This is a genomic window from Allomesorhizobium camelthorni, assembly GCF_011045125.1.
GTDB classification, from domain to species: Bacteria; Pseudomonadota; Alphaproteobacteria; order Rhizobiales; family Rhizobiaceae; genus Allomesorhizobium; species Allomesorhizobium camelthorni.
The window spans coordinates 45,005-65,042 of the sequence record NZ_JAAKZF010000026.1 but is presented as its reverse complement, the minus strand read 5'-3'; the positions used below and the strand labels follow the sequence as shown (position 1 = coordinate 65,042).

Sequence of the window (20,038 nt, the reverse complement as noted above, 5' to 3'; positions counted from 1 at the left end):
GAAGGCCACGATGGAAAACAACCGCAATTTCTTCATTACCATCGCGCTGTCGGTGCTGATCCTTACGCTGTGGCAGGTGTTCTACATGAACCCGCGCATCGAGGGCGAGCGCGAGCTGGCGCGCATCGAAGCCGAGCGCGTCGAGGCCGAGAAGAAGGCTGCCCAGCCGACAACGCCGGGAGCCGCCGGAACTGCCACGCCCGCCGCCCCTTCGGGTGCCGTGCCGGGTCTCGCGGGAACCGACGGCGCAACGCCCGCCGGGCGCGAGCAGGCTGTGGCCGCCTCGCAGCGCATCGCGATCGATACGCCGAGCCTCTCGGGCTCGATCAATCTTGTCGGCGCGCGCATCGACGATCTGCGCCTCAAGCATTACCGCCTGACGGTCGAGAAGAATTCGCCGAATATCGAACTCCTCAACCCGTCGGCCCTGCCCAACGGGTACTATGCCGAGATCGGCTTCGTCGGCAATGAGGCGACCGGCTCGGTCCCGCGGCACGACACCGTCTGGACGGTCGAGGGCAACCCGACGCTGACGCCTGCAACGCCGGTCACGCTCTCCTACACCAACGACAAGGGCCTGACCTTCCGGCGCACCATCGCGGTCGACGCCGACTACATGTTCACTGTCTCCGACACCGTGACCAATTCCGGCACGGCTTCCGTTTCGCTGTCGAATTACGGACGCGTAACGCGCTTCGACAAGCCGACCACCGCCAGCATCTGGGTGCTGCACGAGGGCCTGATCGGGGTCACCGGCGAGGAGGGCCTGCAGGAGATCGATTATTCGACGATCGAGGAAGATAAGCGGATCACACCCGGCAAGTCCACGGATGGCTGGCTCGGCGTCACCGACAAATACTGGGCGGTCACGCTGGTCCCTTCGGGCAAGCAGCCCTTCCAGCCGAATTTCAGCTATTTCAGCGACGCGCGCAGCCGCTACCAGGCGGACTTCCTCACCGACGCCATGACGGTGGACGCCGGCCAGTCGGCGACGGTCGAGACGCTGGTCTTTGCCGGCGCCAAGGAGGTCGCACTAATCGACGGCTACGAGGAGGATCGCAATATCCGCCAGTTCGAGCTCCTGATCGACTGGGGCTGGTTCTACTTCATCACCAAGCCGATGTTCTGGCTCATCGACTGGTTCTACCGCCTGCTCGGCAATTTCGGCTTCGCCATCCTCGCGACCACGGTCGTGGTCAAGGCCGTCTTCTTCCCGCTCGCCAACAAGTCCTATGCCTCGATGGCGAACATGAAGAAGGTGCAGCCGAAGATGCTGGAGATCCGCGAGAAATACGCGGACGACAAGATGAAGCAGCAGCAGGCGATGATGGAGCTCTACAAGACGGAGAAGATCAATCCGCTGGCCGGGTGCTGGCCGGTGCTGATCCAGATCCCTGTCTTCTTCGCGCTCTACAAGGTGCTCTACATCACCATCGAGATGCGCCACGCGCCGTTCTTCGGCTGGATCCAGGATCTGGCGGCGCCCGATCCGACATCGCTGTTCAACCTGTTCGGCCTGCTGCCCTTCGCGGTGCCCGAATACCTGCTCATCGGCGTCTGGCCGCTCGTCATGGGCATCACCATGTTCCTGCAGATGCGCATGAACCCGACGCCTCCGGACCCGACGCAGGCGATGATCTTCACCTGGATGCCGGTGGTGTTCACCTTCATGCTGGCGTCGTTCCCCGCGGGCCTCGTCATCTACTGGGCGTGGAACAACACGCTGTCGATCATCCAGCAGGGCGCGATCATGAAGCGCCAGGGCGCCAAGATCGAGCTCTGGGACAATCTGGTCGGACTATTCAAGAAAAAGCCCAGTCCGGCAGAATAGCCGGCTGGCGCGTTGATCAGGAAAAGCCCCGGTCCGCCGGGGCTTTTTTCATCGGGCGCCTGGACTGGCAGCTTTGCTCCGCCGGCTATCGGCACGGCTTATCGAACCGCTATAATGGCCGCGCACTTCATTTCCACTAGACCGGCGAGCCTTCCCATGGACGGACCCAACCCTGCGATAAAACACCCGATCCCGATGCATCCGCGCGTCGGTTTCCTGAAGTCGCTTGTCACGGCCGAGAACATCGAGATCGGCGACTACACCTATTACGACGATCCGGATGGCCCCGACCGGTTCGCCGAGAAATGCGTGCTGCACCATTATCCCTTCATCGGCGACAAGCTGATCATCGGGCGCTTCTGCGCCATTGCCGAAGGCGCGCGCTTCATCATGAACGGCGCCAACCACGCAATGTCGGGGTTTTCCACCTATCCGTTCAACATCTTCGGCCATGGCTGGGAACAGGGCTTCGACATCAAGACCTGGGAGGCGGAAAACCGTGGCGACACCGTGCTCGGCAATGATGTATGGGTCGGTATGGAAGCCCTGATCCTGCCCGGCATCACCATCGGCGACGGCGCAATCATTGCGGCCAAGTCCGTCGTCACGCACGACGTGCCGCCCTATGCGATCGTGGCCGGCAATCCGGCCAAGGTAGTGAAGACCCGCTTCGACAGGATGACGATAAGACGGCTTCTCGCCATTGCATGGTGGAACTGGCCGGTCGATAAGCTGACGCGCAACCTCGACGCCATCCGCGGCGCCGACATCGACCGTCTGGAGCGAGCAGTTTGAGCGAAGCAACACAAAACGGCGCGACGGCCGTCGCCAGCGAACTGTTTGCTGCGCCATGGGTCTTCATCCGCGGCGTCCCGTCTATGAAGTTCCTGCCGCCTGAAGGGCCGGTCGAGATCGCCTTCGCCGGACGATCCAATGTCGGCAAGTCATCGCTGATCAACGCGCTTGTCGGCCAGAAAGGCCTCGCCCGCACGTCGAACACGCCGGGCCGCACGCAGGAGCTCAACTATTTCGTGCCCGACGGCTATTCCGGCGAAGGCTCGGACCTGCCGCCGATGGCGCTGGTCGACATGCCCGGCTACGGCTACGCCACCGCACCCAAGGAGAAGGTCGACGAGTGGACGAAGCTGGTCTTCGACTATCTCAAGGGCCGGGTGACGCTGAAGCGCGTCTATGTGCTGATCGACGCCCGCCATGGCATCAAGAAAAACGACGAGGAGGTGCTTCGGTTGCTCGACAAGGCGGCAGTGTCCTACCAGATCGTGCTGACCAAGACCGACAAGATCAAGGCCGCGGGCGTGCCGCGGCTGATCGAGGAGACGCTGGAAAAGATCCGCAAGCGACCGGCCGCCTTCCCGACTGTCATCGCCACCTCCTCGGAAAAGGGCGAAGGCATGGACGAGCTTCGCGAGGCGATCGCGCTGGCGGTAAGGGGCGGGTGATTCTCAGCCGCCCGGCAGAATAGAATTTGCGGCGATTTCTAAGCCGTCGCCGGCTTGAACGTCAGCGCCAAACCATTGAGGCAGTGGCGCTTTCCGGTCGGCGGCGGGCCGTCATTGAATATGTGTCCAAGATGCCCGCCGCAGCGGCGGCAATGGACTTCGGTCCGCGTCATGAACAGCGAATTGTCTTCCTTGGTGCCGATCGCGCCCGGCAGCGAATCCCAGAAGCTAGGCCAGCCGGTTCCGGATTCATATTTCGTCTCCGAAGGATAGAGGGGAAGATCGCAGCCGGCGCAGTGGAAGGTCCCCTTGCGCTTCTCATTGTTGAGCGGGCTCGTGCCGGCAGGCTCGGTATCCTCCTCGCGCAGCACCGCGTATTGCGCTTCGCTCAAGAGCGCGCGCCATTCCTCTTCGGTCTTGGTCACCTCGAACCATTCCGCCCTGGCGTCGGTTGGCGCACCCATGCGCCAGAGGACCGTCGTTCCGGCCAGGAATGCGACGGCGGCGCCGGAAAACAGGAAGCTGCGTCTCTTCATGGCTTTCTCCTCTGGCTTCCGGTCTTAGCCCTCCCGGCCCTCACGGCAAAATCAACTCCCTTTGACTACCCGCAAAAAGGCGCCCCATGCGAGCCGACGGAGCGGCTGGCTGGGGCGCTCAAGACGAGCAGGTGCAGACCTGCGCGATCCGGCCGCCAACCGCTTGGAGAGGGGACGCGCCGGCGGTCTTGAAGGGATGTTACGCCTTCGGTGTAATGACCTTGTCGATGACATGGATGACGCCGTTGGACTGGTCGACGTCGGCGATTGTCACGGTCGCAACCGTGCCGTTCTCGTCGGTCAGCGTGATCTTTTCGCCGTCCATCTTGGCCTGCAGTGTGCAGCCGCCGACGGTCTTGACCGGGTGCGTGCCGCCGTCGTCGGCGATCATCTTGCCGATGGCGTCTGACATGGCTTCGGCGCCGACGACATGGCAGGTCAGGATCTTGGTCAGCTGATCCTTGTTTTCAGGCTTCAGCAGCGTCTCGACCGTGCCGGCCGGCAGCGCCTCGAAGGCGGCGTTGGTCGGCGCGAAGACGGTGAACGGGCCGGGGCCTTGCAGCGTCTCGACGAGACCGGCCGCCTTCACGGCGGCGACCAGCGTGGTGTGGTCCTTGGAATTGACGGCGTTCTCGATGATGTTCTTGTCGGCTGGCATGGGCGCGCCGCCGACCATCGGGTTTTCGGCATAAGCGGCGGTGGCGAGCATGGAAAGAGCGGCGACGCCGATAAGGTATTTGCGCATGTGAAGAACTCCCTGGTTTGGATTTCCCGCAATCGGGGGACGCAGGGAGATACGGGCGCTGTGTGCCGGAGAGTTTCACACGGCCGAGAAATTTTCCTGAGCCAAGGTGTGTTGAGTCAGATGTTCTTGAGATCGCCCGCTGCCACCACCGGGCCGGTCGGCTGCCCCGTGGGCGAGCCGCCAGCCGGCTCGAGGCTGACTGCCAGGACCGCGCCGAGGCCGAGCTTTTCGCGGGCTTCCGGCGCAATCTCGATATGCGCGGTCGGGCCGGCCGGTATCACGCCCATCGAAACCGGCGGGTTGTTTCCCTCGATCATCCACAGTTCGAAATCGCGGCCCGAACCGCGTTCGCCCGAAACGTGCGAAAGCCCGACCGCGCCACGTTCGGGGTCGTAGAGGGCCAGATAGCGCACGTCGCTGCCATCCGCCGCCAGCGACGCGACCAGCCGCTGCGGCGGCATTTGCGCCGGTGGCGCCAGGTAGGGAACAGCGACATAAAGCGCGAGGGCGGCGAGGGAGGCGACGGCCAACCCGCGCCACAGCGCGAGGCTCGACCACCAGGAGACGCCGCCGGCTTGAACCGGGTCGCCGGCAAACAGCCGCCGGTCGATCGCCGCCTTCACCGAGGCCGGCGCCTCCACTTCCGGATAGGCCGTGGCCATCGGCGACAGCCGGACCTCCCACTGGTCGACGAGGCGCGCAAAATCAGGCTCGACGTCTATGCGCCGCGCCGCCGCCTGGCGCTCGTCCGCCGGCAGGACGCCGAGAACATATTCGGCGGCGACCATCTCGTCGTCGCGTTCCGGTCCGTTGTCGTCAGCGATGCTCATCGCTCGAGGCATTCCCTCAGTTTCATCAGGCTGCGGCGCAGCCATGTTCGCATCGTGTTGAGCGGCACGCCATGGCGCGCAGCCAGTTCGACATAGCTTTCACCGGACAGATAGGCGCCGCGCACGGCGGCAGCACGGTCCGGTTCCAATTCATCGAGACAGCGGTGAATTCGCTCGCTTTCCCCACTCGCCACCGCCATCGCCTCGGGCCCGGGCGTCGGGTCCGCTACGTCCAGGGCGGCGTCCACGTCGACGGCCGGCGGCCTCCGCGAGCGGATGCGGTCGATCGAATGATTGCGCGCGATCGCCACCAGCCACGAAATCGGGCTCAACTCCGAGACTGCGAAGCGGTCGGCCTTCGTCCAGATCTTGACGAACACTTCCTGCAGCGCCTCCTCCGCCTCGGCGCGATCATTCAAGACACGCAGGCAGACGCCGAAAAGTTTCGCGCTGGTCTGGCGGTAAAGCAGGTCAAACGCCCCGCGATCCCCCATCGAGGTGCGGACGATCAGCTTCGTAATGTCCTGCGGCGTCATCGCCGCCAAATTATGGATTTGGGGATGATTTGCAACGGGAGCAAATTGCCGGGCACGAGGTTGCCCAGCCATGCTTATCATTTGCCCGTCATGGTCTTTGCCGCTAAGTAACCGCCGATTCCAGTTCCGGGGGAAAGCCTGATGACACCGACGGATATTGCCGCCACCGCCGCCGAGCAGGCACACCTGCTTTCCGCGGCCCTGCCCTACATGCAGCGCTACGAGAACAAGACCGTGGTGGTGAAATATGGCGGCCACGCCATGGGCGACGCGGCGCTCGGCCAGGCTTTCGCCCGCGACATCGCGCTTCTGAAGCAGTCCGGCGTCAACCCGATCGTCGTGCATGGCGGCGGGCCGCAGATCGGCGCGATGCTCAGCAAGATGGGCATCGAATCGAAGTTCGAGGGCGGCTTGCGCGTCACAGACCGCAAGACGGTCGAGATCGTCGAAATGGTGCTGGCCGGCTCGATCAACAAGGAGATCGTCGCGCTGATCAACGCCGAGGGCGAATGGGCGATCGGGCTCTGCGGCAAGGACGGCAACATGGTCTTCGCCGAAAAGGCCAAGAAGACCGTCACCGATCCGGATTCGAACATCGAGCGCGTGCTCGATCTCGGTTTCGTCGGCGAGCCGGTCGAGGTCGACCGCACTTTGCTCGACCTCCTGGCGCGCTCGGAAATGATCCCGGTGCTGGCGCCGGTGGCGCCGGGCCGCGACGGCCATACCTACAACATCAACGCCGACACATTTGCCGGCGCCATCGCCGGCGCGCTTGGCGCGTCGCGCCTGCTATTCCTGACCGACGTTCCCGGCGTCCTCGACAAGGACAAGAAGCTCATCGACGAGCTCACCGTGGCCGAGGCCCGCGCGCTGATCCGGAACGGCACGATCTCCGGAGGCATGATCCCGAAGGTCGAGACCTGCATCGAGGCGATCGAGCGCGGCGTGGAAGGCGTTGTCATCCTCAACGGCAAGACGCCGCACGCGGTCCTGCTCGAACTCTTCACCCAGCATGGCGCCGGCACGCTGATCGTGCCCTAAATGAACGACGCCGCGCATTGTACCGTGGGATATTCGAACTGCCCCAACCTTACCCCCTCAGATGCCCAAGCGGCACGTGACCCGGCCCCTTGATGTTCTGCAGCACCAGTTGCGTGTGCACGTCGCGCACGCCGGCAAGCCGCATCAGCCGGTGCATGACGAAGGCGTTGAGGTCGTCGACCGACGGCACCATCACATGCAACAGGAAATCGTAGTCGCCGGTCATCGTCCAGCAGGCCGACACCTCGTCCATGCGCTGCACCGCCGCGATGAATTTTTCGGGCGACTCGTCGCTGTGGCTGGTGAGCCGGACCTGGATGAACACCTCGACCATCAGCCCGATCGCGCGACGGCCGATCCGCGCCGAGAATCCCTTGATGATGCCGGCCTGTTGCAGCGCCTCGAAGCGGCGGGCGCAAGGCGTATTGGAAAGGCCGATCTCCTGCGCCAGTTCCGAGACGGGTTTGCGCCCGTCGTGCTGCAGGATCTCCAGCATCCTGATCTCGAATTCGTCGAATTGAGGCAAGTTCACTCCCGATCCTGGCTTTTGCTGAGAACCTTACCTCATTTTGCCTCTCACAGCGATATCCCGGGAAACATTCACTCGTTAACCCGGCGTATCCTGTCGGCAGATCGGCCTTGAGCCCTCGAAAAGAGGAGGAACTTATGGAAATCAGCGTTCAGGATTATGCGCGAGAATGCGCCGACAAGGGTCTGCGCGGCAATTACGCCGTCTGCCGCTCCGACTTCACCGTCGAACAGGAATACGACTACACCGACGCCGAGCAGGAGGTCTGGCGTATCCTGTCGGACCGCCAGACCAAGCTTACGAAGCGACTGGCGCACAAATCCTACCTCGACGGGGTCGAAGCCCTCGGCCTCATCGACCGCATCCCGGATTTCGACGAGGTCAGCCAAAGGCTGCGCAAGCTGACCGGCTGGGAACTCGTGGCCGTGCCCGGACTTATCCCGGCTCCGGCCTTCTTCGACCATCTCGCCGAGCGCCGCTTCCCGGTCACCAACTGGCTGCGCAAGCGCGAGGAACTGGACTACATCGTCGAGCCAGACATGTTCCACGATTTCTTCGGCCATGTGCCCGCGCTGACGCAGCCGGCCTTCGCCGACTTCATGCAGATGTACGGGCAGAAGGCGGAAAGCCTGATCGAGCTGGGCGGCGACATGATCGAGCGGCTCTACTGGTACACCGCCGAATTCGGCCTGATGCAGGAAGCTGGCCAGGTCAAAGCCTTCGGCGCCGGGTTGATGTCGTCCTTCAGCGAGTTGCAGTTCGCCGTGGAAAGCCCCGACGCGCACCATGTGCCGTTCGACATTGAGACGGTGATGCGGACGACTTACGAGATCGACAAATTCCAGCGCGCCTATTTCGTGCTGCCTTCATTCTCGGCGCTGAAGGATGGTTTCGAGAAATCCGATCTCGCCGCCATCATCGCCCGCTGGAAAGACGCGCCGGTGCTCGATCCGGCAACGATCTGAATGACTAGGCGCCCGCGCTGCGGCTCGACTTGACGTCGATGCCGGCGCGGACGCCCGTTCCCCCCGCGGGAACTCAGGAATTGCTGATCGTGCGGCTCAGGTGTTCTCCAAGCCTCAGCGCCAACGTCACGATCGTGGTGGTCGGCGTGCACTGGCCGCTGGTCGCGAACACCGATGAGCCGCCGACGTAAAGGTTCGACATTCCGTGAACCTTGCAGTCGCGATCGACCACCCCGAGCTTCGGGTCGTCGCTCATGCGCGTGCCGCCCATGTGATGATTGCCGGCGAGTTCCATGCCGTCCGGGTAATCCTCGCCATTGCGCACCCAGTCGCTGATGTGAATGCGGCCGAGATCCTTGCGGGCAAACTCTTCGCCGAACAGGCGCATGCCCTCGAGCATCACCCGGCGGTCACTCTCGTCCTTCTTCCAATGCAGTGCGATGCGCGGCACGCCCGCCGCGTCATGCTCGGTCGCAGATAGGGCGACGTGATTGTGCTCGCGCGGCAACTGCTCCCAATCCATGTGCACGCGCGCCGTGCATTGCAGCCGCTGGCCAAGCTTGTGCGACAACCATTCGGTCGTCTCGGGCGCCGCATAGCACGTCATGTTGGCGATCAGCGCTTTCACCCCGCGGTAGGGCGCCGTTTCGAGCTGGACATGAAAATTGGGCAGTTGCAGCCGCGCCATCGCCTCGGGCGAAGGCATGAAGAAGGCTTCGCCCTCATGGTCGAGCTCGAACGCCTGGTTGGTGATCAGGGCGTCACCCGTGATGTACATCGGGTGCTCCATCCAGTAGCGCCCGAGCGCCGCCGCATTGGGCACGACGCCGCCATTCGAGCGCTCGTTGGACCAGAGCAGCAGCCGCGAATTTTCGAGACCACCGGTGGCAACGACGAAATAGGGCGCATGAATCTCGCCGGCTGCCTGGCCGCGCGACCAGAGCTTGCCGCCCGTGACCGAGCGGCCGTCGCCCGAAAGTTCCGTGACCTCGGTGTTGAGAACGACCGCGATCGTCTTGCTTGCCTCGAGCTCCGCCGCGTATTTTTCGCCGAACCGAACCGGCTCGCTCTTGATGACCTGGAACAGGCGGAAATTGTCGGTGACCGGAACATCCGGGCGGAACGGCGACAATCCCAATATGTCGTAGGTCTCGTCGAAATAGGGATCGATATCGCTGCGGCGGATCGGCCAGCCCGAGTTCTGGATATAGGTCTTGGGCTCGAAATCATAGGATTCGAGGATCCGGCACCAGCCCGCCCAATGGTTGGACGAGCCGCCGAAATAGCGAAGCCGCGTCGAGTCGAGATCGAAATAGGGATCGCCGATCGTCACGCCCTTGTAGGCATCCTGCGATTCTTCGGTCCATTCGTTGGAGCCGGCCTCGAGGAGGACGACTGGAATGCCCGCGGTGGCGAGCTTCCGGGCGATGGTGATGCCAGCCGGACCCGCGCCTATGACGCAGACCTTCGGCGCAAAACCCGATGCCGCATAGGCGGCAGCGTCCTGGAAGATCATAGTATGTCGCTCCGCTTCAGGATCCAGCCGTCGACCTCGACGATGTCGTCGTGTTCGGTCAGCCGGATGTTGCGGAAGAAGAAGGCGGTGGCCGGTATCGCAAGCAGCGTACGGAGAAAGCTCCGTCGTGTTGAGCGTTTCGTTTTGGCGTCGGTCATGGTCATGGCTCCGTCAGGGGCTGCGGCGAGCGCACCGCTCCGGGACGCTCGCGGCGGAAGAAGCCAGAACCATGCCAAACGCGATTTACGCGCCGATGGCCACCGATTTGCTGAGGATATGCTTACCGCCTGGTTGCGAAGTACCGGTTACTGTCGGCGCTCAGCCGACCAGGAGCAGCAGCAGAATGCCGCCCACGATCAGCAGGCAACCTGCTGTTTCCAATGCATTTATCTTCTCCTTGAAGAAGAAGATCGACGACGCGAAAGTGAACAGCATCTCTATCTGCGCCAGAGCCTTGACCACTGCCGCCTGCTGCAGGGTCATGGCCATGAACCAGCCGAACGAGGCGGATGCGCCGACCAGGCCGACGAACAGAGCGGGACGCCAGGCTCTCGCGATGTGTCCTATTTCTGTACGATCCCGGAACACCATCCAGGCGCCCATCACCAGCGTCTGGAACACAATGACAAAGGCGAGCGTGACCGCCGCCTGCATCATGAAGTTTGGACCACCGAGCGCCAGCGACGCGGCGCGGTAGGCCACGGCCGCTATGCCGAACAGCGTACCGGAAGCCAGGCCGATCAGCGAATTGCGGGAAACGACGGACGACACCAGCGCGCGCCAGCTGACCGCCATATGGGCGACCGAGATCAGCATGACGCCGAACACGCTGACGGCAATGGCCGACAATGTGCCTGCGGTCACCCGCTCGCCGATGAAGATCAAGCCGAACAGCGCCGCCTGCGCAGGCTCGGTGCGCGAATAGGCGGTGCCGACCGCAAAATTGCGGAATGAAAACAGATAGACCAGAAGGAAAGTCGCGGCGATCTGGCCGAGCCCGCCGACGACCATCCAAGCGAGGAAGGCGCCGTTGACGCCGGGCAGTGGATAACCGGCGAAGCGGTTGAGAACGAAGACGAAGAACAGCGCGAATGGGACACCGAAGCCGAAGCGCACGAAAGTCGCGCCGGTCGTGCCCATCACGCTCTTCAGGTGCTTCTGCGCCGCCGACCGCAGATTCTGCAGGAAGGCTGCGGCGATGGTGATGGGTATCCAGAGTTCCATGCGTCTTTGGCGGCCGCTCATCCAAGGCGACCGAAAAGTCGCGGTTCAGGCTTTAGGCCATCGGCAGCCACAAACGCAACTCACACCGAGCGCATCCCGTCGAAGCCTTTGACGACGGCGTTATCATATGGTCGTTTGAGGCAGAAAGCGTCGCGCGCGAGGGAAGCAATGTTCGGAGAAGTCGAAGGAACCGGATTCGAAGTCATCGAACGCCGTTTTGCGGATTGCTTTGCCGGCCATGCCCGCGTCGAGCGGCTGTGGACCGGCGCGCGATGGCTGGAAGGACCGGCCTGGTTCGCCGCCGGGCGCTATCTCGTCGTGTCCGACATCCCCAACAACCGCATGCTGCGCTGGGACGAGACCAATGGTCTTGTCTCAGAATTTCGCAAGCCGTCCAACAATTCCAATGGAAACACGGTGGATGGCCAGGGCCGGCTTTTGACCTGCGAGCACCTGACCCGCCGGGTGACACGGACCGAATTCGACGGTTCGGTCACAGTGATCGCCGACCGGTTCGAGGGCAAGCGCTTCAATTCGCCCAACGACCTTGTGACCAAGAGCGACGGCTCGATCTGGTTCACCGACCCGACCTACGGGATCATGAGCGATTATGAGGGCGAACGCCAGGATGAGGAGATCGGAGGCTGCCATGCCTACCGCGTCGACGCAGCAACAGGCGCGGTGACGAAGGTCGCCGACGATTTCGTCAAGCCCAATGGAATTGCGTTCTCGCCAGATGAAAGCCTGCTCTACATCGCCGACACCGGCGCGAGCCACATGCCCGGCGGGCCGCGCCATATCCGCCGCTTTTCCGTCTCGGGTGACGGGACGCTGTCGGGCGGCGAGGTCTTGGCGGAGTGCTCGAATGGATTGTTCGACGGCTTCCGCGTCGACCGCGCCGGTCGCATATGGACGAGCGCCGGCGACGGTGTGCACTGCTTCGAGCCGGACGGAACCCTGATCGGCAAGATCAGAATCCCGGAACTGGTCGCCAACGTTACTTTCGGCGGACCACGCCGCAACCGCCTGTTCATCTGCGGGACCACGTCGCTCTATTCCGCCTATCTGACCATCAACGGCTGAGCCTCAGCGCGCCGCCTCGCGGATGGTCTGCAGCAGCGCCTCGAAGGCCGGCGGCCGCGCCGTGTCGGTGCGCATGGTCAGCCCGACCGGCCCTCTCGTGTCCGCGGTGTCGACCGGCAACACGGCAAGCGTCCCGTCGGCGAGATCGTTCGCGACGACGCCTTCCGAGATCACCCAGACCGCATCGCTAGTCCTCAGGAAAGCGCGCCCGAAACTGTCGGACACTGTCTCGATCTCGGTTGCGATGGCAGGCATGCCGTTGGCGATCAGGAACCGTTCGACGAATGGCCGGATGATCGAGCCGCGCGTCGGCATCAGAACCGGGAAATCGCCAATCCGCGCGAAAATATCCTGACCGGCTTCGAGCAGCGGATGCCCGCTCCTGACGGCGAACACCACCTTCTCCGAATAGAGGTGTTCGAAGAAGAAGCCGCTCATCTTCTCCGGCGCGGCGAGCCGGCCGACGACGAGCTCGAGTTCGCCAAGACGGAGTTGCTCCAGCAGCACCGAGTTCTCGCCGGTCACGATCTTGATGCTGCTGCCGGTGCCTTGTTTGAGGAAGAGCGAGATTGCGCGCGGCATGATCCGCGCCGAAACGGTCGGCAATGCGCCGATGCGCAGCGGCGGCCCCTCGCCTTCATGCGCATTCGTCACGGAATCGACGCCCTGCCTGACCGCGCTGAGCGCCATGCCGGCATGGCGCAGGAATATCTCGCCATGGCGGGTGATGCGAATGCGCCGGCCCTCGCGTTCGAACAGTGCGACGCCGAGCGTCTCCTCGAGTTCGCGGATCGTCTTGGTCACAGCCGGCTGGCTGACATGCAGGAGATTTGCCGCCGCGACCACGCTCTTCTGGCGCGCCACTTCGAGAAAAGTGCGCAGATGGCGAAGCTTGATGCGCGCATCGATCATGCTACCTGATAACCTACAGGTTATCGAACTGGCAAAAGAAATGATTTTACGAAACCGAAAAAGCATATCAATTTGAGAAAGGGAGGAGCCTGGATGCAGTTCACCGACATTGGCGGCGTCACGCTTCATTACGAACACAGGGCGGGCGGGCCGGGAAAACCGCTGATCGTCTTCGCCAATTCGCTCGGCACCGATTTCCGCATCTGGCGCGAGGTCGTGGACGACCTCGCCGCAGACTTCTCCACACTTTGCTACGATATGCGCGGCCATGGGCTGTCCGGGCTCGGCGCCCCGCCCTACGCGATCACGGATCATGTCGCCGATCTTTCCGGCCTGCTCGATTTTGTCGGCGCGCGCGATGTCATCATCTGCGGGCTTTCAGTCGGCGGGCTCGTCGCGCAGGGGCTCTATGCCGTCCGCCCCGAGATCGTGCGCGCGCTCATCCTCTGCGATACTGCCCACAGGATCGGAACTGCGGAAACGTGGAACACGCGCATCGACACGGTGCGCCGGGACGGTATCGACTCGCTCGCCGAGGCCATATTGAAGCTGTGGTTCACGCCGTCCTTCCACGCCGAGAAGCCGGCATTGCTCGCCGGTTGCCGTGCGATGCTGGCGCGGCAGCCGGTCGAGGGCTATGCGGGCACCTGTGCTGCAGTGCGCGACGCCAATCACACGGAGGCTGTTGGGCGCATCGAAGTGCCTACGCTCTGCCTTGTCGGCGACCAGGACGGCTCGACGCCGCCGCCGCTAGTCCGCTCGATGGCGGATTTGATACCAGGCGCGGAGTTTGCGATCATAGAAGGCGCCGGGCATATACCCTGCGTGGAGCAACCCGTGCAGCTCGTCGCGAGAATCCGCGAATTCCTCGCGCGCAAACGGCTTGGAGGCCATGCCGATGCATGAAGCCGGACAGGCGGATCGCCATAGCCTCGGCATGGCAACCCGGCGCGCCGTGCTCGGCGACGCTCATGTCGACCGCGCCGAAGCCGCCAAGACCGAATTCGACCGGCCGTTCCAAGATCTCATCACCGAGGCGGCCTGGGGCCATGTCTGGTCGCGGCCGAACTGGACGCAGCGCGAGCGGTCGATGGTCACCATCGCGCTGCTGGCCGCGCTCGGGCATTCCGAGGAAGTCGCCATGCATGTCCGCGCTACAGCTCGTACTGGGGCCAGCCGCGAGGATATTTGCGAAGCCATGCTGCATGTGGCGATCTATGCCGGCGTGCCAGCGGCCAACCAGGCGATCAAGATCGCCAAGCAGGTATTCGACGAGATGGACGGCAAGGGCGAGCAGCGATGACGGAACGCATATCGAACCGCAGGCCCGAAACCGGCGCATTCTTCCGGCGCGATCTCAACTCTCATCCGCCGGCCTATGCGCCGATCTACAAGACTTCAGTGCTGCGTTCGCCGCGGCGGGCGCTGCTGTCGCTCGACGGGACGCTGTCCGAGATCACCGGGCCGGTGTTCGGCCACAATATTCTCGGTGAACTCGACAATGATCTGATTCACAATTTCGCCAAGCCCGGCGAAAGCGCGATCGGGCCGCGTATTATCGTCTACGGCAAGGTTCTCGACGAGCGCGGCAAAGGCGTCCCCGGGGCGCTGCTCGAGTTCTGGCAGGCAAACGCTGGCGGCCGTTACCGCCACAAGAAGGAAGGCTACATCGCGCCGCTCGACCCGAATTTCGGCGGCTGTGGGCGCACCATCACCGACGAGGACGGGGCCTACTCGCTCCGCACGATCCAGCCAGGACCCTATCCCTGGCCGAACGGCCCGAACGACTGGCGGCCGGCGCATATCCACTTCTCGATCTTTGGCCATGGCTTCGCGCAGCGGCTGATCACCCAGATGTATTTCGAGGGCGATCCGATGATCTGGCAATGTCCGATCGTGCGCACCATCCCCGACCGCGCAGCAATCGAGCGGCTGGTCGCGGCGCTGGACATGGAGGCGACGATCCCAATGGATGCGCGCGCCTACAAATTCGACATTGTGCTCAGGGGCCGGCGCTCGTCGCTGTTCGAAAACCGGCTGGAGGGCAATTGATGGTGCAAAGCCTCGACAGGCTGAAGGAAAGTCCTTCGCAGACCGCCGGACCCTACGCCCATATCGGCCTGACGCCGAATTTCTCCGGCATTTCCGGCGTCTATGACGGCGATCTCGGCGCGGCGATGGTCAACGAGAAAACCAGGGGCGAACGCATTGCCGTCAAGATCAGGGTGATCGACGGGTCGGGTACTCCGCTCAAGGACGCGGTGGTGGAAATCTGGCAGGCAGACGCCGACGGTCTCCACAATTCACCTTCGGAAATGCGCGGGACCGCCGATCCGAATTTCACCGGCTGGGGCCGGCAAGCAACCGACATGACCACCGGCGAATGCCTGTTCGAGACGGTCAAGCCCGGCCGCGTGCCGTTCCCGGACGGGCGGCTGATGGCGCCGCACATCACGATCTGGATCGTGGCCCGCGGCATCAATATCGGCCTGCACACCAGGATGTATTTCGGCGACGAAGAAGCAGCCAATGCCGAGGATCCGGTTCTCGCACGCATCGAGCATCGCGTTCGTGTGCCGACGCTGATCGCGCCGCGCGATGGCGACACCTACACATTCGACATCCATCTTCAGGGCGAGCGGGAAGCCGTCTTCTTCGATATCTAGAGATGGCTGTTTCGGCTTTCGATCATCCCCTGCTCTCCGGCCTGTTCGGCGACGAAGAGGTTGCGGCGCTTCTCGGCTTCGATGCGGAACTCGCGGCGATGCTCCGGTTCGAGATCGCGCTTGCCGCGTCCGAGGCGGAAGCAGGCGTGATCCCGCAGGAGGCCGCAAACGCTATTACGAAGGCTCTCGCCGGCTTCAAACCTGACATGGCGGCGCTCCGGAATGGCGTGGCGCGCGACGGGGTCGCAGTTCCGGAACTTATCTGGCAGATGCGGGGAATGATCGGCGCGCCACACGCCGACCGGCTGCATTTCGGCGCGACCAGCCAGGATGCCATCGACACGGCGCTCGTGCTGCGGCTGAGGCCGGTGCTGGAGGTGTTGGAGCGACGGTTGTACGAACTGGTGGAGCGCTTCGAGGGGCTGAATAAACGCTTTGGCAGAAATCCGCTGATGGGCCGCACGCGTATGCAGGCGGCAATCGATATCAGCGCAGGCGACCGCATCAGAAGCTGGCGCGAACCGCTCGTGCGCCACAAGGCTCGGCTCGAGGCGTTGCGACCGGCGCTTCTCGCCGTCCAGTTCGGCGGCGCGGCCGGCACGCTGGACAAGCTCGGCGGCAAGGGCAATGCGGTCCGGGCGGCGCTGGCTCAAAGGCTCGGCCTCGCCGACGTTCCGCAGTGGCAGAGCCAGCGCGACCGCATCGCGGATTTCGCAAGTTTCCTGTCGCTGCTGACCGGCAGCCTCGGCAAATTCGGCCAGGACATCGCCTTGATGGCGCAGTCCGGCGGCGAGATAGCGCTTAGCGGCGGCGGTGGCTCCTCGGCGATGCCGCACAAGCAGAACCCAGTCGCAGCCGAGATCCTGATCACGCTGGCAAGGTTCAACGCGACCCAACTCTCGGGCATGCACCACGCACTGGTTCACGAGCAGGAGCGCTCGGGTTCGTCCTGGTCGCTGGAGTGGCTCATCCTGCCGCAGATGATCGTTGCGGCCAGCTCAGCACTACGTCTTGCTACGGAACTGACCGGCAGGATCGACAGGCTCGGAGCGTAGCCGACATGCATGTCACCATTTCGCGGAGAAGCCGTTGCGCACGCAAGTCCTGATCGTCGGCTCCGGCCCTTCCGGCCTGCTGCTCGGGCAATTGCTCGCCGGCATCGGCATCGACAATGTCATCCTGGAGCGCGTCGACCGCGACCATTTGTTGAGCCGGGTTCGTGCCGGTGTCCTCGAACAGGGCACGGTCGAGCTACTTGATGAGGCAGGCGCCGGCGAGCGCATGCATGCCGAAGGGTTGCCGCATGACGGCTTTGCGGTCGCCTTCGACAACCGGCTGCACCGCATCGACCTCCACGCGCTGACCGGCAAGCGCGTGATGGTGTACGGCCAGACCGAAATGACCCGCGACCTCGTCGAAAAGCGCGAGCAGGCCGGACTGACGCCCGTCTTCGAGGCGGCGAACGTCGCCTTGCACGATATCTCCAGCAATCCCTTCGTCACCTACGAGAAGGACGGGCAATCGCACCGCATCGACTGCGATTTCATCGCGGGGTGCGACGGTTATCACGGCGTGAGCCGCAAATCTGTCCCCGACGGTGCGCTGCAGAGCTTCGAGCGCGTCTATCCGTTCGGCTGGCTCGGCGTGCTGGCGGAAGTGCCGCCAGCCAGCCATGAACTGATCTACGCCAACCATGAACGCGGCTTCGCACTCTGCTCCATGCGTTCGATGACCCGCAGCCGCTACTACATCCAGTGCCCGATCGACGAGAAGGTCGAGGACTGGAGCGACGACCGCTTCTGGGACGAGTTGCGCCGCCGCCTGCCTGAAGCGAGCGCCGCCGCCGTCACCACAGGGCCGTCCTTCGAGAAGTCGATCGCGCCGTTGCGCTCCTTCGTCGCCGAGCCGATGCAGTTCGGGAAACTATCGCTGGTCGGCGACGCGGCCCACATCGTGCCGCCGACCGGGGCGAAAGGCCTGAACCTTGCCGCCAGCGACGTGCGCTATTTGTTTTCGGGCCTGCGGGAATTCTACGCCGACGGATCGATGGCCGGCATGGACGCCTATTCGGGCCGCGCGCTGGCGCGGGTGTGGAAAGCGGTGCGCTTCTCCTGGTGGATGACCACCATGCTGCACCGTTTCCCGGAAGGCGGCGCGTTCGGGCAGCGCATCCAGGAAGCGGAACTCGACTATCTCGTCCACTCGCGCGCTGCCTCGACCGCGCTGGCTGAAAACTATGTAGGCCTGCCCTACTGAAAATCAGGCGCGCGGCATGCCCTTCGGCCGCAAATGCCGCTTCTGCGCCGCGATCCTGAACGGCGCGTTCGGCGCGCCGTAACCGCGGTAGCCGCCGCGGCGCTCGACGATCTCGAAGAAGAAGCCCTCGCCGTAATTCGGGCTGTAGAGCTGAAAATATTCGCCGCTGTCGTCGCGGTCGTAGAGGATGTTCTCCGCCCGCAGCCGATCGGCGAGACCGGGATCGAGGCCGAAACGAGCTTCGACATCGTCATAATAGTTGGGCGAAATGTGCAGCGGCTCGAACCCATTCGCCCGGAGCGCCGCGGCGGCGGCGAAGATGTCGTCCGTGCCGAAGGCGACATGCTGGACGCTGGAGCCGAAGGATTCGTTGATGAAATGGCCGGCGAAGGTGCGGCGGTTTTCGGCGCCGTTCAGCGTCAGCCGCAGGCTGCCTTCGTCGTTTTCGATGACCTGGCTGCGCACCACGCCGGCCGGGTCGATGATGTCGACCATCGGCGTCTTCCTGGTCCTGAAGATCGCGGTGTAGAACAGCAGCCAAGTCAACATCTCCTCATGCAGCATGGTCTGGCCGACATGGTCAGTGGTCTTGAGGCCGGCATCCTGCGGCGCATCGTCGTCCTCGACGGGGACGAACTCGGTCTCCCACACGCGGCGCAATTCCGACGTCTGGTCGATGAAGTAGATGACCCCGCCGCCGACGCCCCGGATCGCCGGGATAGTCAGTTCGCCGGGCCCGACCGGCTGGCTGAATATCTCCGCGCCAAGCACGCGGGCGCGTTCCACGGTGGCGGCGGCGTTCTCGACCTTAAGGCCGAGCGCGCAGACCGTCGTGCCGTGGACGACATAGGAGGAATGCGCGAAACCCTCGCGCTCGGTATTGATGACCAGGTTGATGTCGCCCTGCCGGTAGAGTGTCACATCCTTGGAGACGTGCTTTCCGGACTTCCTGAAGCCCATGCCGCGGAAGAAGGCGGCCAGTTCGCTTCCCTCCGCTTCGCTGGCTGCGAATTCGATGAACTCGACGCCGCTGACCGCGATGCGGTCCGGCATTTCCGGCAGACCGGTGGAGGCTTCCGGTTCGTCGCGGCGCACCTGATCCATCAGGTAGATCAGCGAGCGGCGGCCGTCGACCGAGATCGACTTCGGCGAACCGCCGCGGAACTGGTCGTTGAAGATTTCGAGCGAAAGATAGCCGTCATAGCCGGTCGCCGCGACCGCCCGCATGAAGTCGCGAACCGGCAGATCGCCCTCGCCCGGCATGTTGCGGAAATGCCGGCTCCAGTAGATCAGGTCCATGTCGATCTGTGGCGCGTCGGCAAGCTGGACCAGAAACAGCTTGTCCTTCGGGATGGCGCGGATCGAGCCGACATCTATCTTGCGCGCAAGCGTGTGGAAAGAATCGAGGATCAGCCCGACATTGGCATGATCGGCGCGGCGCACGATCTCCCAGGCGTCGCGATGATCGTTGATATGCCTGCCCCAGGCAAGCGCCTCGTAGCCGACGCGCAGGCCTCGCGCCGCGGCACGTTCGCCGAGCTCGCGAAAATCGTCCGCCGCGCGGTCGACGCCGCCGAGCGAGGCCGAGGAAACGTTCGAGCAGACGAGCATCAGCTCGGCGCCCAGTTCCTGCATCAGGTCGAACTTCCGTTCGGCGCGGTCGAAGGCGCGCGACCGGTGCGGCTCCGGCATGCCCTCGAAATCGCGGAACGGCTGGAACAGCGTGATCTCCAGGCCGGTATCGCGCACCATCTGGCCGACTTCGGCCGGCGAAGCGTCCGAGGCCAGAAGGTCGTTCTCGAAAATCTCGACGCCGTCGAAGCCGGCCGCGGCGATCGCCGCCAGCTTTTCAGAAAGGTCGCCGCTTATCGAGACGGTCGCGATCGAGGTTTTCATCGGCTTCGATCC

22 protein-coding genes are annotated in these 20,038 nt (G+C 63.7%); 12 read left to right on the top strand and 10 right to left on the bottom strand.

The window, feature by feature from the left end:
• Positions 1–10 precede the first annotated feature (10 nt).
• The 3 genes from yidC (at position 11) to yihA (ending at position 3,291) form a co-directional block, all read left to right on the top strand.
• Positions 11–1,831 (top strand): membrane protein insertase YidC, encoded by a 1,821-nt coding sequence (gene yidC, locus G6N73_RS18345; protein WP_165030141.1) that lies wholly within the window; start codon positions 11–13, stop codon positions 1,829–1,831.
• Between the two features lie 156 nt (positions 1,832–1,987).
• Positions 1,988–2,626 carry a CatB-related O-acetyltransferase gene (locus tag G6N73_RS18340; protein ID WP_165030139.1) on the top strand — a complete coding sequence of 213 codons (639 nt, stop codon included), beginning with the start codon at positions 1,988–1,990 and terminating at the stop codon, positions 2,624–2,626.
• Entirely contained in the window at positions 2,623–3,291 is a 669-nt protein-coding gene (yihA, locus tag G6N73_RS18335) for a ribosome biogenesis GTP-binding protein YihA/YsxC (protein ID WP_165030137.1), read from the top strand. Before G6N73_RS18340 ends, yihA begins: the two co-directional genes overlap by 4 nt.
• A 38-nt stretch (positions 3,292–3,329) precedes the next feature.
• On the opposite strand, the gene msrB is transcribed toward yihA, so the two are convergent.
• The 4 genes from msrB to G6N73_RS18315 form a co-directional block, all read right to left on the bottom strand.
• Positions 3,330–3,827: a peptide-methionine (R)-S-oxide reductase MsrB gene (gene msrB / locus G6N73_RS18330; RefSeq protein WP_165030135.1), complete on the bottom strand. Its 498-nt coding sequence runs from the start codon at positions 3,825–3,827 to the stop codon at positions 3,330–3,332.
• A gap of 199 nt (positions 3,828–4,026) precedes the next feature.
• On the bottom strand, positions 4,027–4,572 hold the full coding sequence (locus tag G6N73_RS18325) for a fasciclin domain-containing protein (protein WP_165030133.1): 546 nt from the start codon (positions 4,570–4,572) through the stop codon (positions 4,027–4,029).
• Between the two features lie 116 nt (positions 4,573–4,688).
• On the bottom strand, positions 4,689–5,402 hold the full coding sequence (locus G6N73_RS18320) for an anti-sigma factor (RefSeq protein ID WP_206078935.1): 714 nt from the start codon (positions 5,400–5,402) through the stop codon (positions 4,689–4,691).
• Positions 5,399–5,938: a sigma-70 family RNA polymerase sigma factor gene (locus G6N73_RS18315; protein ID WP_165030129.1), complete on the bottom strand. Its 540-nt coding sequence runs from the start codon at positions 5,936–5,938 to the stop codon at positions 5,399–5,401. Before G6N73_RS18315 ends, G6N73_RS18320 begins: the two co-directional genes overlap by 4 nt.
• 141 nt (positions 5,939–6,079) lie before the next feature.
• Here G6N73_RS18315 and argB point away from each other — a divergent pair, with 141 nt between their 5' ends.
• Positions 6,080–6,979 (top strand): acetylglutamate kinase, encoded by a 900-nt coding sequence (argB, locus tag G6N73_RS18310; protein ID WP_165030127.1) that lies wholly within the window; start codon positions 6,080–6,082, stop codon positions 6,977–6,979.
• A 49-nt stretch (positions 6,980–7,028) separates the two neighbouring features.
• Here argB and G6N73_RS18305 read toward each other — a convergent pair whose 3' ends face one another.
• The gene (locus tag G6N73_RS18305; protein ID WP_040584593.1) at positions 7,029–7,505 is read right to left on the bottom strand and encodes an Lrp/AsnC family transcriptional regulator; all 477 of its coding nucleotides are present in this window, start codon (positions 7,503–7,505) and stop codon (positions 7,029–7,031) included.
• Between the two features lie 140 nt (positions 7,506–7,645).
• Between G6N73_RS18305 and phhA the strand changes: the two genes are divergently transcribed.
• Entirely contained in the window at positions 7,646–8,473 is an 828-nt protein-coding gene (gene phhA, locus G6N73_RS18300) for a phenylalanine 4-monooxygenase (protein ID WP_165030125.1), read from the top strand.
• Positions 8,474–8,546: 73 nt separating this feature from the next.
• On the opposite strand, the gene G6N73_RS18295 is transcribed toward phhA, so the two are convergent.
• The 3 genes from G6N73_RS18295 to G6N73_RS18285 form a co-directional block, all read right to left on the bottom strand.
• Complete coding sequence (locus G6N73_RS18295) at positions 8,547–9,989, bottom strand: FAD-dependent oxidoreductase (protein ID WP_165030123.1); 1,443 nt, start codon at positions 9,987–9,989, stop codon at positions 8,547–8,549.
• On the bottom strand, positions 9,986–10,147 hold the full coding sequence (locus G6N73_RS18290; protein WP_165030010.1) for a hypothetical protein: 162 nt from the start codon (positions 10,145–10,147) through the stop codon (positions 9,986–9,988). Before G6N73_RS18290 ends, G6N73_RS18295 begins: the two co-directional genes overlap by 4 nt.
• Before the next feature lie 160 nt (positions 10,148–10,307).
• On the bottom strand, positions 10,308–11,213 hold the full coding sequence (locus G6N73_RS18285; protein WP_165030166.1) for a DMT family transporter: 906 nt from the start codon (positions 11,211–11,213) through the stop codon (positions 10,308–10,310).
• Between the two features lie 168 nt (positions 11,214–11,381).
• Between G6N73_RS18285 and G6N73_RS18280 the strand changes: the two genes are divergently transcribed.
• A complete protein-coding gene (locus G6N73_RS18280) occupies positions 11,382–12,296 on the top strand; it encodes an SMP-30/gluconolactonase/LRE family protein (protein WP_165030121.1) in 915 nt (304 codons plus the stop codon).
• Positions 12,297–12,299: 3 nt separating this feature from the next.
• Here G6N73_RS18280 and pcaQ read toward each other — a convergent pair whose 3' ends face one another.
• The gene (gene pcaQ, locus G6N73_RS18275) at positions 12,300–13,208 is read right to left on the bottom strand and encodes a pca operon transcription factor PcaQ (protein ID WP_165030119.1); all 909 of its coding nucleotides are present in this window, start codon (positions 13,206–13,208) and stop codon (positions 12,300–12,302) included.
• Positions 13,209–13,301: 93 nt separating this feature from the next.
• Here pcaQ and pcaD point away from each other — a divergent pair, with 93 nt between their 5' ends.
• The 6 genes from pcaD to pobA are packed head-to-tail and all read left to right on the top strand — an operon-like array spanning position 13,302 to position 18,130.
• Complete coding sequence (gene pcaD / locus G6N73_RS18270) at positions 13,302–14,114, top strand: 3-oxoadipate enol-lactonase (RefSeq protein WP_165030117.1); 813 nt, start codon at positions 13,302–13,304, stop codon at positions 14,112–14,114.
• Positions 14,107–14,511, top strand: a complete 405-nt coding sequence (gene pcaC / locus G6N73_RS18265; protein ID WP_165030115.1) for a 4-carboxymuconolactone decarboxylase — start codon at positions 14,107–14,109, stop codon at positions 14,509–14,511. Before pcaD ends, pcaC begins: the two co-directional genes overlap by 8 nt.
• The gene (gene pcaH, locus G6N73_RS18260; protein ID WP_165030113.1) at positions 14,508–15,260 is read left to right on the top strand and encodes a protocatechuate 3,4-dioxygenase subunit beta; all 753 of its coding nucleotides are present in this window, start codon (positions 14,508–14,510) and stop codon (positions 15,258–15,260) included. The genes pcaC and pcaH overlap by 4 nt, the downstream gene beginning before the upstream one ends.
• Positions 15,260–15,874 (top strand): protocatechuate 3,4-dioxygenase subunit alpha, encoded by a 615-nt coding sequence (pcaG, locus tag G6N73_RS18255; protein WP_165030111.1) that lies wholly within the window; start codon positions 15,260–15,262, stop codon positions 15,872–15,874. Before pcaH ends, pcaG begins: the two co-directional genes overlap by 1 nt.
• A gap of 2 nt (positions 15,875–15,876) precedes the next feature.
• Positions 15,877–16,929, top strand: a complete 1,053-nt coding sequence (locus tag G6N73_RS18250; protein WP_165030109.1) for a 3-carboxy-cis,cis-muconate cycloisomerase — start codon at positions 15,877–15,879, stop codon at positions 16,927–16,929.
• A 34-nt stretch (positions 16,930–16,963) separates the two neighbouring features.
• Complete coding sequence (pobA, locus tag G6N73_RS18245; protein WP_165030106.1) at positions 16,964–18,130, top strand: 4-hydroxybenzoate 3-monooxygenase; 1,167 nt, start codon at positions 16,964–16,966, stop codon at positions 18,128–18,130.
• Positions 18,131–18,133: 3 nt separating this feature from the next.
• On the opposite strand, the gene G6N73_RS18240 is transcribed toward pobA, so the two are convergent.
• Positions 18,134–20,026, bottom strand: coding sequence for a bifunctional sugar phosphate isomerase/epimerase/4-hydroxyphenylpyruvate dioxygenase family protein (locus tag G6N73_RS18240; protein WP_165030104.1), 1,893 nt, complete (start codon positions 20,024–20,026; stop codon positions 18,134–18,136).
• Positions 20,027–20,038 lie beyond the last annotated feature (12 nt).